This window comes from Methylomagnum ishizawai, assembly GCF_900155475.1.
Taxonomy (GTDB): Bacteria; Pseudomonadota; Gammaproteobacteria; order Methylococcales; family Methylococcaceae; genus Methylomagnum; species Methylomagnum ishizawai_A.
Window position 1 is genome coordinate 1,800,101 of record NZ_FXAM01000001.1, and the last position, 12,222, is coordinate 1,812,322.

Here is a 12,222-nt window from a genome sequence, read left to right on the forward strand (position 1 = left end):
GGGGCGATTATAAACCGGGAAGGGCGGTGGTTGGGGGGAGGCTTCCCGACAAGCGGTGGGGATGGGCGCGATACCGCCGTCGGGATGGGGTTGTGGTGTGTGCCGCCGCTACACGGCGGTCAGGGCTGCATCCAACAGGACATGGGCCGCGCCATTGTCGAAGACATGGTAAGTGGTGCCGACCAGGGTGACATTGGCCTTTTGGACCCAGCCGGTATCCGAAAAGTGGTAATGATCCCCGGCGTTACCGTCCACTTGCAAGGTGTTGCCGGTGTCGCTGAGATTCAGCATGTCGCGCTTGAGGAAGGTCAGGGTGTTGTTGCCGTTGCCGGTGAGGTCGATCTTTTCGATGTCGAAAAGCTGGTTGCGGAAGTTCGCCAAATCCAGGTTTTGACCGCCGCCGGTCAGCATCAGGGTGTCGGTGCCGCTGCCGCCGTCGGCTTTTTGGAAACCCAGGTCGTTGACCTTGATGAGATCGTTGCCTTGGCCCCCGTAGGACACATCCTTGCCGCCGCCGCCGGTCAGGGTGTCGTTGCCTTGGCCCGCGACGAAGCGCTCGGCAGCGCGGGTGCCGTTGAGGGTGTCGGCGCTGGCGCTGCCCAACTGGGTGACGGCCCCGGTGAAGTTGCCGCCGTAGATGACGCTGCTGGAGCCGCTGACGATAAGGTCGGCGAAGCCATCGCCATTGACATCGCCCGCCGCGCTGACCGATGCGCCCGAAGAAGCATACGCCGCCGCGCCGTCCAACCGGAAGCCGTTGCTGCCGTCGAGCGTGGACAGGTCCACGCTGGCCGCGAACCCCGACGCCTTACCGAACACCACATAGCTGGAACCGGCTAAGTAAGGCCCGGGCGGGCTGGCTGCCCAAGCTCCGATGATGAGGTCGGCATAGCCATCGCCGTTGACATCGCCCGCCGCGCTGACCGAAAAGCCCGATTCGTCGTTCACATCACCGTTCCCGTCCAGCCGGAAGCCGTTGCCGCCGTTGAGCGTGGACAGGTCCATGTTGGCCCCGAACCCCGATGCCTTGCCGAATACCACGTAGCTGGAATCGGTTCCAGGTGCTCCGATGATGAGGTCGGCGAAGCCATCGCCATTGATATCGCCCGCCGCGCTGACCGAAAACCCCGACCAGTCGAGTGCCGCTACGCCGTCCAACCGGAAGCCGTTGCTGCCGTTGAGCGTGGACAGGTCCAGGCTGGCCGTGAACCCCGCCGCCTTGCCGAACACCACGTAGCTGGAACCCGAAACAATCCCGTGCGGGCTGGCTGCCCAAGCCCCGATGATGAGGTCGGCATAGCCATCGCCGTTGACATCGCCCGCCGTGTTGACTGAAAAACCCGATTGCTCAACCTTCGACGTGCCGTCCAATCGGAAACCATTGGTTCCGTCGAGCGTGGACAGGTCCATGTTGGCCGCGAACCCCGACGCCTTGCCGAACACCACGTAGCTGGAACCCGAGTAAGTTCCGATCCCGCGCAGGCCGTAAGACGTCCCGATGATGAGGTCGGCATAACCATCGCCATTGACGTCGCCCGCCGCGCTGACCGAAATGCCCGAAAAGTCATACGCGGTCGCGCCGTCCAATCGGAAACCATTGGTTCCGTCGAGCGTGGACAGGTCCATGTTGGCCGTGAATCCCGACGCCTTGCCGAATACCACGTAGCTGGAGCCCGAATCAATCCCGTGCGGTTCGGATGAAGGTGCCCCGACGATGAGGTCGGCATAGCCATCGCCATTGACATCGCCCGCCGCGCTGACCAAAGTCGCAGTGCCCGACGTGACATGTGTGGTCGCCATGCCGTCGAGCCGGAGGCCGTTGCTGCCGCCGAGCGTGGACAGGTCCAGGCTGGCCCCGAATCCCGATGCCTTGCCGAATACCACGAAGCTGGAGCTGGAGCCAGGATATCCGGCATTTAGCTGGTAAGGCCCGATAATCAGGTCGGCGTAGCCATCGTTATTGACATCGCCCGCCCCGCTGACCGAAGTGGTCGGCGCGGCATACGCTCCGATGTTCAGATGGAATCCATTCGTCCCATTCAAACTGGAAAGCGGCACTACGCCATCGATATTCGCCGCGATGCTTCGATCCACCCACAGCGTGGCCCCGTCCTGGGTATAAACGTGATAGGTATGGCCCTTGGCGACGGCATCCGCTCCCTGTGTCCAACCGCCGCCCGCGTTGACCACGCTTTTGCCGTTGCCATCCACCACTAGCTTGTCGGTCGTGCCGGACAGCCCCAGCACACTGGCCGGGGTCAGGCCCAATAGGTTCGCGCCGTTGAGGTTGATGGCTTCCAGGTTCTTGAGCCGTGCCCCCAGCGCGGTGAGGTCGAGCGTCAGATTGGAGCCGGATAGCTTCAGCGTGTCGGTGCCCGCGCCGCCATCCAAGCCTTGGAAAGCCAGGCTGGGCACCACCAAGGTATCGTCGCCCGCCCCGCCCAGAAGGCTATCCGCGCCACCGTTGCCGTTGAGGATGTTATTGCCGCTGTCGCCGGTCAGCGTATCGGCAAAGATACCGCCGCTCAGGTTCTCGAAATTCCTCACCGTATCCGAACCGGAACCCCTGGTCGCCTGGGCCGTGGTCACGGCCAAGCTCACCTTCACCCCGGCTCCAGCGTACAGATACGACAGCGTGTCGTTGCCCGCACCGCCATCGAGGACGTTATTGCCCGCATTGGCATAGATATTGTTGGCTAAGCCATTGCCAGTGCCATTGAGAGTGCCGACCCCCATCAGCCGTAGATTCTCGACGTTGGCCGGCAAGGTATAGCTGATATAGGACTTGACGGTATCGATCTGGGAGGGTTGGGGGTTGGTCTCGATTACTTTATCCCCGGTGTTATCTACCACATACAGATCGCTGCCATCGCCGCCGGTCATCGTGTCCGCTCCGCCCCGGCCATCTAGATAATCCGACCGGGCCGTGCCGATAAGGGTGTTCGCCGCGGCGTCGTTGGCGATGGTGGGCATGTCGTCGCCGACCAAGACCTTGCCGCTGTTGGCGAAGCTGAAGTGGGTGCTGGATACTTGGCCCAAGGCCATTCCGACCAGTTTGATGGTCTTGTTGGCATAGGTAATCCACAGGTCCGCACCGTGCTGTGCGAACACGCCCGATGCCGCCAGCAGGGCGGTGTTATCGAAGTTCAAGATATCCATACCGGGCTTGAAAGCCAGGGTTTGGTTATTGGCCAGGGTGCTGAACTTATAGAGGGCCATGCCTGTATCTCCAAGTTGAAGCTTATACGGCGCCGGTTTAAGCAAGGCAGGAACAAGGCAGGTGTTTTGAACGGGCGGTAAGGTACAGAATAATGGTTGATAACTCAAACCGCTTGGGTTCCGGGCCAATTAGTGGGTATTTGCCGGGTATGAAAAAGCCGGTTGGACCAAGTGGCTGGCACCTTCATCGTAACCGGCTTTCGCTTGGGGATTTCGTATCTACGGGGGCGAGCCTCGCCCGGACCCGCCCAAGGTGACGGCGTGCTACACGGCACTCAGCGCCGCGTTGACCAAGACATGGACTGCGCCGTTATCGAAGCTGTGGTAATCCACGCCCACCAGGGTCACGTCGGCCCCTTGGGTCCAGCCGCCGTCCGAGAAGCGGTAATGATCCCCAGCGTCGCCGTCCACCCTGAGGGTGTTGCTGGTGTCGGACAGGTCGGCCACGTCGCGCCGGCTCATGGACAAGGTGTTATCGCCCGTTCCTGTGAGGCTGATCCGCTCGATGCCCTCCAGGCGTCCGCGCTCATGGGCGAGATTGAGCGACAGCCCGCTCCCGTCGAGGGCTAGGGTATCGATCCCCGCGCCGCCATTGGCGCGGAGGAAACCGAGGTCGGCCACGCGCAGGGTGTCGTTGCCCGCCCCGCCCGAGAAGGCGTCCGCGCCGCCCTTGCCGATCATCAGATCGTTGCCCAGGCCGCCGACGAAACGGTCCGCCCCGGTGGTGCCGATCAGGATGTCGTCGCCGGTGCCGCCTTGCTGGACCGCCCCGCCGGTGAAATTCCGCCCGAACAGCACATAGCCGGAACCGGCGTTGTCCTTGCCGCCCGGATCGGCCCCCGGTGCCCCGATGGCCATATCGTCGTAGCCATCGCCGTTGATATCGCCCGCCGCGCTCACCGAGACGCCGAAATAGGGCGAGACCCCCACGCCGTCCAGGCGGAAGCCCTGGCTGCCGTCGAGGTGGGCGACATCGATATGGGCCGGGAAGCCGCCCGCGTGGCCGAACAGCACATAGGCGGAACCTTGGTAGGAAGAAGAATAGGGCTGGTCGAACGCCGCCGTGCCGAACGCGCCGACGATGATGTCGTCGTAGCCATCGCCGTTGACATCGCCCGCCCCGGCCACGGCGATCCCCAGCCGGTCCATCCATTCCGCGCCGTCGATGCGGAAGCCTTGGGTGCCATCGACCGGGTCGAGGTTCTGGGTGGGCGCGTAGCCTCCGGTCTTGCCGAACAGGACGTAGGCCGAACCCGCGCCCAGTCTTTGGTCGGGATCGGCCCAACTGGCTCCGATGCCGAGATCGGCGCGGCCATCGCCGTTGATATCGCCGATGCCGCTCACCGAGGTGCCCGCGTTCTGGCCGGCGCTGCCGTCCAGCCGGAAACCGTCGGTGCCGTTCAACTGGCCCAGCGCCATATCGGCGGGGAAGCGTCCGGCCTTGCCGAACACCACGTAGCTGGAGCCGGAATCATGGCCATTGGCCTGGTTCCACATCGCCCCGACGATCAGATCGCCGTAGCCGTCGCCGTTGATATCGCCCGCCCCGGCCACGGAGACGCCGGTTTGGGTGGAATCCGCGCCGCCTTGCATCTGGAAGCCGTCCTTGCCGTTGAGCAGGTCCAGGTCCGAATGCGCCGCGAACCCCCCGGCCTTGCCGAACACCACCGAAGCGACCCCCGCGCCGGGCGCACCGATGATGATATCGGCATAGCCATCGCCGTTGACATCCCCCGCCGCGCCGACCGAACCGCCCGTGAACGTCCACGAGCCCTTCCCGTCGAAACGGACGCCGTTGTCGCCGTCGAGCGTGGCGAGGTCGAACACCGCCGGGTAGCCCTGGGCCTTGCCGAACACCAGATAGGCCGCTCCCGCCGCGTAGTCGTTGGCCGGGGTGGCGTGGGCGGCCCCGATCAGGAAATCGGCGTAGCCATCGCCGTTCACATCCCCGGCCCCGCCGACCGCGCCGCCGGTATAGGCGGACGGGTCCACGCCATCCAGGCGGAAGCCGTCCTCCGGCGCGAGTTGGGCGAGGTCGGTCGCGGCGGGGAAACCGCCCGCCGTGCCATAGAGTACATAGGCCGAGCCCACCGTGCTGAATTCGCCTTGGGGATCTGTTTCCGAAGCGCCGACGATGAAGTCGTCGTAACCGTCCCGGTTGATATCACCGGCCCCGCCGACCCAGCCCAGCCCATCGCCGGGGGCCGCGCCGTCGATTCGGAAGCCTTGGCTGCCGTCGAGCGCGGCGAGCGGCAGCGTGGCGTTGAGGTGGACCTGGGCGATGGCGCTATCCAGCCACAGGGCCGTGCCGTCTTGGGTATAGGTATGGTAGGTCCGGCCCTGGAATTGGGCGTCGCCGCCCTGGCTCCAGCCCAGGTCGGTATAGACTTGGTAGTCCGCGCCGGCCTGTACGATCAAGGTGTCGGTGCTGCTGGAAAGGTTCCGCACCGCGTCGGCGGTCAGCAGCAAAGCCCCGGAATTCCCGGCCTTGAGGATTTCGATGTCGTGGAGGCGCGGGCCGACCTGGGCCAAATCCAGCCGCGCCCCTGCGGGCAGGGCCAAGGTGTCGGTGCCGGTGCCGCCGTCGATGGCGGCGAAATCGAGGCTCGCCACCCGCAGTACGTCGTTGCCGCCCGCGCCGTAGAGGGCGTCGGCCCCGTAAACGCCGCCATCGAGGACGTTTTTGCCGTCGTCGCCGACCAGGGTGTCGGCGAACCTTGTGCCGATCAGGTTCTCGATATGCAGCAGGGTGTCGTGGCCGGAACCCCCGCTGACCTGCCCCGTCGCCAGATTGGCCGCCACCCCCACGGCGCCATAGGTGCCGGTGTGGAAGTTCACGGTATCGATGCCCTGGCCGCCATCGATGATATTGTCGCCGGGGCTGGCGTGGATCAGGTTGTTGAGGCTGTTGCCGGTGCCATCGCTGTCGCCCGGTGCCAATAGGCGTAGGCGCTCGACCCGGTCGGGCAGGCTGTAGGCGGCGAGATAGGAAGACACGCTGTCGATCTGGCCAGGATCGGCGTCGTGTTCGATCACGATATCGCCGGGATTGTCCACCACGTACACATCGTCGCCGCCGCCTCCGGTCATGAGGTCCGCGCCGCCCAGGCCGTTCAGGTAGTCCCGGCCCCCGCCGCCGATCAACAGGTTGGGGAGGTTGTCGTTGGCGGTGCCGGGCGTGTCATCGCCGACCAGGAGCTTGCCGCCGTCGGGGAAGCTGAAATGGGCGCTGGAAAGCTGCCCCAGGGTTAGGTTGGCGAGGCGGATGGTCATGCCTTGGAGGGACAGCAGCAAATCCGCGCCGTCCTGGCGCAAGCCGAGGTTGGCGGCATGGTCGCCGGGCTTGTCGAACACCAGGATATCGGTCGCCGGGTCGAAGTCGAGGGTCTGTTTGTAATGGAGCTGGCTGAAGGTGTAGGTGGTCATGGGATTGGCCTGGGCGGGTGGGTGGATCGGATGAGGCCGTTTGGCTTGGCCTATGTTGGCCCGCGCCAGGGTGTCCGCAAAATGAGGCAGACAGATTCCGCCCCGTGGCCCGGTGCCAAACACAAGGGGCGGGCATGGAAACCATGCCCGCCCCTTGCCTATCGCCGGGGACTCGCGCCCTGGAATGGAGGCCCGAAGCCTATTCCGGACCCGGTTTATTCTCGTGGGTATGGAGTACCCACTGCTCGACCTGGGCTACCGCCCATTGGTTGGCGGGGCGGGCATTCAGGCGGGAAGCCAGGTTTTTCTTGGTATGGGTCCAGATGCACGATTCCCCGACCCGCCGGATGCCATCGGTCCCTTCGGGCCATAACGGGACCAACCATTTGGCGGTATGGCTGAGCAGGACAAAAGGCCATCGGTTTTTCTGGCCCAGCACCGCCAGTTGCGAATCGGCCCCGGCGGAGAAGGGGAAATGCTCCGCTTTCACTTTGCAGTACCGGGCGTCCCACGCCGCGATCCCGGAACCGACGGCGTGGACATAGGTGTCTTTCTTCAGCGTTCTTTGATAGGAAATGATTTTGCTGACATCGGTGAAATCCGGGGTATCCGTGAACAAATGCCCATGGAATCCACAGATGGTGGGGCCGGGGTATTTGCGCAAGCCGGCCACCAGGGTTTTGGCATAATCTTCTGGATAGGCGATATCGTCGTCTATGCTGAGGATAATCCCTTCCTCGATAGATTCGATCATGGCGAATTTCGCCTTTGGATATCCCCGTTGACTGAATTTCAAGGTGATTTTATCGTGGCCGGGTCCGCGCAAGAAATCGGGGGGTTCGCGGTGGCCGTCCAGGCAAAGGTAGAGGTGGTCCACCTGGGGCAGGATCGATGCCACGACTTGCGATAGCATGTCTTCCCGTCCAGGAATGCTGGATAGCGCGGCGTAAATGGGTGGGTTCATATCGAGTCGGTATCTTGGGTTGGGCTATTCTGGGTGAAAGGATGGCATCGGATTCGAAATCCCGCCGGTCCCGCTCCGGGCCTAGGGTACAACAAAAAAAGCGGGCGTGAAATTCACGCCCGCTTTTGTGCGCTTGGGCTGGGTGGATTAGCCCGCCACGGCGACTTTTTCCGCTTTCCGCTGATAATCCGCCAACTGATCGAAATTCATATAGCGGTAGGTATCTTCCGCCTGGGTTTCCAGACTGTGCATATAGCCCATATATTCCTCGACGGTGGGAATCCGCCCCAGCACCGAACATACCGAGGACAATTCCGCCGAGGCCAAGAAGACATTGGCCCCGGCGCCCATGCGGTTCGGGAAGTTGCGGGTCGAGGTCGAAACCACCGTCGCGCCGTCCGCGACCCGCGCCTGGTTGCCCATGCACAGCGAACAGCCCGGCACCTCGGTCCGGGCACCGACCTTGCCGTAAGTAGCGTAATAGCCCTCGCCGGTCAGTTCGGTCTGGTCCATCCGGGTCGGCGGCACAATCCACAAGCGGCCCGGCACCTGCTTCCCGAACTGGTCGAGAATCTTGCCGGCGGCGCGGAAATGGCCGATGTTGGTCATGCACGACCCCAAAAACACCTCGTCCACATGCGTCCCGGCCACCGCCGACAAGGGCTTGGCGTCGTCCGGGTCGTTGGGGCAGCACAGCAGCGGCTCTTTGATCTCGTCCAGGTCGATCTCGATGACGGCGGCATATTCGGCGTCGGCGTCGGGTTCCAGCAAAACCGGGTTCGCCAGCCAGTCCTCCATGGCCTGGATACGGCGGGTGATCGTGCGCACGTCGCCATAGCCCTGGGCGATCATCCATTTCAGTAGCACGATGTTGGAACGCAGGTATTCGGCGATGGGTTCGGGATTCAGCCGCACCGTGCAGGCGGCGGCGGAACGCTCGGCGGAAGCGTCGGCCAGTTCGAACGCCTGCTCGATCTTGAGATCGGGCAAGCCCTCGATTTCCAGGATGCGGCCATTGAACACGTTCTGTTTGCCCTTCTTTTCCAGGGTCAGCAGGCCGCGCTGCAAAGCCGCATAGGGAATGGCGTGGACCAAATCGCGCAGGGTGATACCGGGCTGCATGGTGCCCTTGAAGCGCACCAGCACCGATTCCGGCATGTCCAGCGGCATGACGCCGGTGGCGGCGGCGAACGCCACCAAGCCCGATCCCGCCGGGAACGAAATCCCAATCGGGAAGCGGGTGTGGGAATCGCCGCCGGTACCGACGGTATCGGGCAGCAGCATCCGGTTCAGCCAGGAATGGATGATGCCGTCCCCCGGACGCAGCGACACGCCGCCGCGGTTCATGATGAAGTCCGGCAGGCTGTGGTGGACCTGCACGTCGACCGGCTTGGGATAGGCGGCGGTATGGCAGAACGACTGCATCACCAGATCGGCGGAGAAGCCGAGGCAGGCCAAGTCCTTCAATTCGTCGCGGGTCATGGGTCCAGTGGTGTCCTGGGAACCCACGGTGGTCATGTGCGGTTCGCAATAGGTACCGGGCCGGATGCCCGCCACGCCGCACGCCTTGCCCACGATCTTCTGCGCCAGGGTGTAGCCCTTGCCGCTGTCGGCCTGGGGCACGGGACGGCGGAATACGGTCGAAACCGGGAGGCCCAACGCCTTGCGGGCGCGGTCGGTGAGGCCACGGCCCACGATCAAGGGGATGCGTCCGCCCGCCTGGGCCTCGTCGAGGATGATGTCGTTCTTGAGCGCGAATTCGCAGACCACCGCGCCGCCGTCGTGGCGCTTGACGACCCCGGCATAAGGGTAGATGTCGATGACATCGCCGGTGTTGAGTTGGGTGACATCGCACTCGATGGGCAAGGCGCCCGAGTCTTCCATGGTGTTGAAGAAGATCGGGGCGATTTTGCCGCCGATGCAGACGCCGCCGTCGCGCTTATTGGGGACGTGGGGAATATCGTTGCCGATGTACCACAGCACCGAGTTGGTGGCGGATTTGCGGGAAGAGCCGGTGCCCACCACGTCGCCGACGAAGGCGACCGGGAAACCCTTGGCCTTGAGTTCGGCGATTTGGGTTTCGGCGTGGGTCACGCCGTCGCGGGGCACTTTGAGCATGGCCTTGGCGTGCAGCGGAATATCCGGGCGGGACCAAGCATCCTGGGCGGGCGAGAGGTCGTCGGTGTTGATTTCGCCCGGTACCTTGAACACGGTGACGGTCACGCAATCCGCCACAGGAGCGCGGCTGGTGAACCATTCGGCATCGGCCCAGGATTGCAGCACGGCCTGGGCGTGGGCGTTGCCCTGGGTTGCCTTTTCCTGCACATCGTGGAAGGCGTCGAATACCAGCAGGGTATGGGATAAGCCTTTGGCGGCGATGGGACCGAGTTCCGGGCTGTCGAGCAATTCGATCAAGGGCGCGACGTTGTAGCCGCCGAGCATGGTGCCCAGGAGTTCGGTGGCGCGGGCCGGGGCAAGGATCGGCGACACCGATTCGCCTTTGGCAATCGCGGCCAGGAAACCGGCCTTGACATAGGCGGCTTCGTCCACGCCCGCCGGGACGCGGTTGGCGAGCAAGTCCAGCAAGAACGCCGCCTCGCCCGCCGGGGGATTCTTGATGAGTTCCACCAGCCCGGCGGTCCATTCGGGACTCAAGGGTTTGGGAACCAGTCCTTGCTCCGCCCGTTCGGCGGCGTGTGTGCGGTAGTCTTGCAGCATGTAAAGCCCTATGAGTGGTGATGGGGTCCGAGTTGGGCCGCGGTCCGGCCCAACCCTGCGCCCGGTTATTATATGATTCCACAACCCCCCCGCCATGCCGGAACCATGCCATGAACACCCTACTTTATACCCACCCCATCTTCCTGCACCACGAAACCGGCCTGGGCCATCCCGAGAGCGCCGCCCGCCTGGAATCGATTGCCAAGGCGCTGGAAAAGCCCGAATTCGCCGCGCTGGACCGGCGGCTAGCGCCCAAGGCCGACCTCGACACCCTGCGGCTGATCCACAGCGAAAAGCACGTCAAGCGGGTGTTCGATAGGGTGCCCAAGATCGGCTTCGGCTACCTCGACGCCGACACCATCCTGTCGCCGGAATCGGGCGACGCGGCCTTGCACGCTGTCGGTGCGGCCTGCGCCGCCGTGGACGCGGTGTTCGCCAAAGAAGCGCGGAATGGTTTCTGCGCCCTCCGTCCGCCAGGGCACCATGCCACGCCCGAACAGGCCATGGGCTTTTGCCTATTCAACAATATCGCCATCGCCGCCGAACACGCCCGCAAACGCCACGGCATCAAGAAGGTCGCGATCCTGGATTTCGATGTCCACCACGGCAACGGCACCCAGGACGCCTTCGCCAAGAACCCGGAGGTGCTGTACGCCTCCACCCATCAAGCGCCTTGGTATCCCGGCACCGGCACCGTCCAGGAAACCGGGGTGGGCAATATCATGAACGCGCCCTTGAAGGCGGGCAGCGGCTCCCAGGAATTCCGCGCCGCGCTCACGGATAGGATTCTGCCCTTCATCGACAAGTTCGCGCCGGAACTGGTGTTGATTTCGGCGGGTTTCGACGCTCACCGCGACGACCCCCTGGGGGAATTGAAACTCGGCGAGGACGATTACGCCTGGGCCACGGGCGAATTGATGAAACTCGCCGACCAGCATTGTGCGGGCAGGGTGGTGTCGTTGTTGGAAGGAGGGTATCACCTGGACGCGCTGGGCCGCAGCGTGGCGGCGCATGTACGGACGCTGCTGTCCACATGAGCCGAGGGTTTGGGCAAGCTGGGTAGGGCGGGCACGTATTCCATGCCCGCTCCGACTGCAAACTCCTATTCCCCCACCCCACAAGTCGGACAATGCGGATTCCTCCGCAATTTCATCTGCCGCCATTCCAGGTTCAGGGCATCGAACAGCAGTAATCGCCCGGATGCCGTCTCGCCGATCCCCAGCAATAATTTCATCGCCTCCAGCGCTTGCATCCCGCCGACGATACCGGGTAGGGGCGCGATGACGCCGTTGCGGGCGCAGCTTTCCGGCAGTTCTCCTTGTGTCGGATACAGGCAGTTGTAGCACGGGCTGTCGGGCTGGCCGGGGGTGAACACGGCCAGTTGGCCCTCGAAGCGGATCACCGCGCCGGACACCAGAGGCTTCCGGGCCTTGACGCAGGCGGCGTTGACCGCGAACCGGGTGGCGAAATTGTCCGAGCAATCCAGCACCACATCCACGGCGGCCACAGCGGCGTCCAGGTCCGCGCCTTCCAGGCGGCGGTCCAGGGTGTGGAGCGTGATATCGGGATTGAGCCGGGCCAGGGTCTTGCGGGCCGATTCGACCTTGGCTTCGCCCAGGTTGTCGGTGCCGTGGATGATCTGGCGTTGCAGGTTGGAAAGATCGACCCGGTCGTAGTCGTTCAGCACCAGTTCGCCGATGCCGGCGGCGGCGAGGTACATGGCGGCGGGCGAACCCAGCCCGCCCAGCCCGATCACCAGGACGCGGGCGTGCAATAGCTTGTCCTGGCCCCCGGCGTCGATCTGGGGCAACAGGATGTGGCGGCTATATCTCAGGAGTTGGTGGTCGTCCATGGAGCTTGGTTCGGTCGGTGGTTGGGACGGGGATTATCGGTCG

Annotated in this window: 6 protein-coding genes; 1 reads left to right on the forward strand and 5 read right to left on the reverse strand. The window is 64.0% G+C overall.

What is annotated here, in order from left to right; all coding sequences use genetic code 11:
- Window positions 1-108 precede the first annotated feature (108 nt).
- The 4 genes from B9N93_RS25425 to acnB form a co-directional block, all read right to left on the reverse strand.
- Window positions 109-3,219, reverse strand: coding sequence for a beta strand repeat-containing protein (locus B9N93_RS25425; RefSeq protein WP_176225193.1), 3,111 nt, complete (start codon window positions 3,217-3,219; stop codon window positions 109-111).
- 264 nt (window positions 3,220-3,483) lie between these two features.
- Window positions 3,484-6,645 carry a beta strand repeat-containing protein gene (locus B9N93_RS08165; RefSeq protein WP_125468891.1) on the reverse strand — a complete coding sequence of 1,054 codons (3,162 nt, stop codon included), beginning with the start codon at window positions 6,643-6,645 and terminating at the stop codon, window positions 3,484-3,486.
- Between the two features lie 199 nt (window positions 6,646-6,844).
- Window positions 6,845-7,609, reverse strand: a complete 765-nt coding sequence (locus B9N93_RS08170; RefSeq protein WP_125468892.1) for a hypothetical protein — start codon at window positions 7,607-7,609, stop codon at window positions 6,845-6,847.
- A 147-nt stretch (window positions 7,610-7,756) separates the two neighbouring features.
- On the reverse strand, window positions 7,757-10,327 hold the full coding sequence (acnB, locus tag B9N93_RS08175; RefSeq protein ID WP_085212577.1) for a bifunctional aconitate hydratase 2/2-methylisocitrate dehydratase: 2,571 nt from the start codon (window positions 10,325-10,327) through the stop codon (window positions 7,757-7,759).
- Window positions 10,328-10,437: 110 nt separating this feature from the next.
- Between acnB and B9N93_RS08180 the strand changes: the two genes are divergently transcribed.
- Window positions 10,438-11,364 (forward strand): histone deacetylase family protein, encoded by a 927-nt coding sequence (locus B9N93_RS08180; RefSeq protein ID WP_085212579.1) that lies wholly within the window; start codon window positions 10,438-10,440, stop codon window positions 11,362-11,364.
- Window positions 11,365-11,429: 65 nt separating this feature from the next.
- On the opposite strand, the gene B9N93_RS08185 is transcribed toward B9N93_RS08180, so the two are convergent.
- A complete protein-coding gene (locus B9N93_RS08185) occupies window positions 11,430-12,179 on the reverse strand; it encodes a HesA/MoeB/ThiF family protein (protein WP_085212581.1) in 750 nt (249 codons plus the stop codon).
- Window positions 12,180-12,222 lie beyond the last annotated feature (43 nt).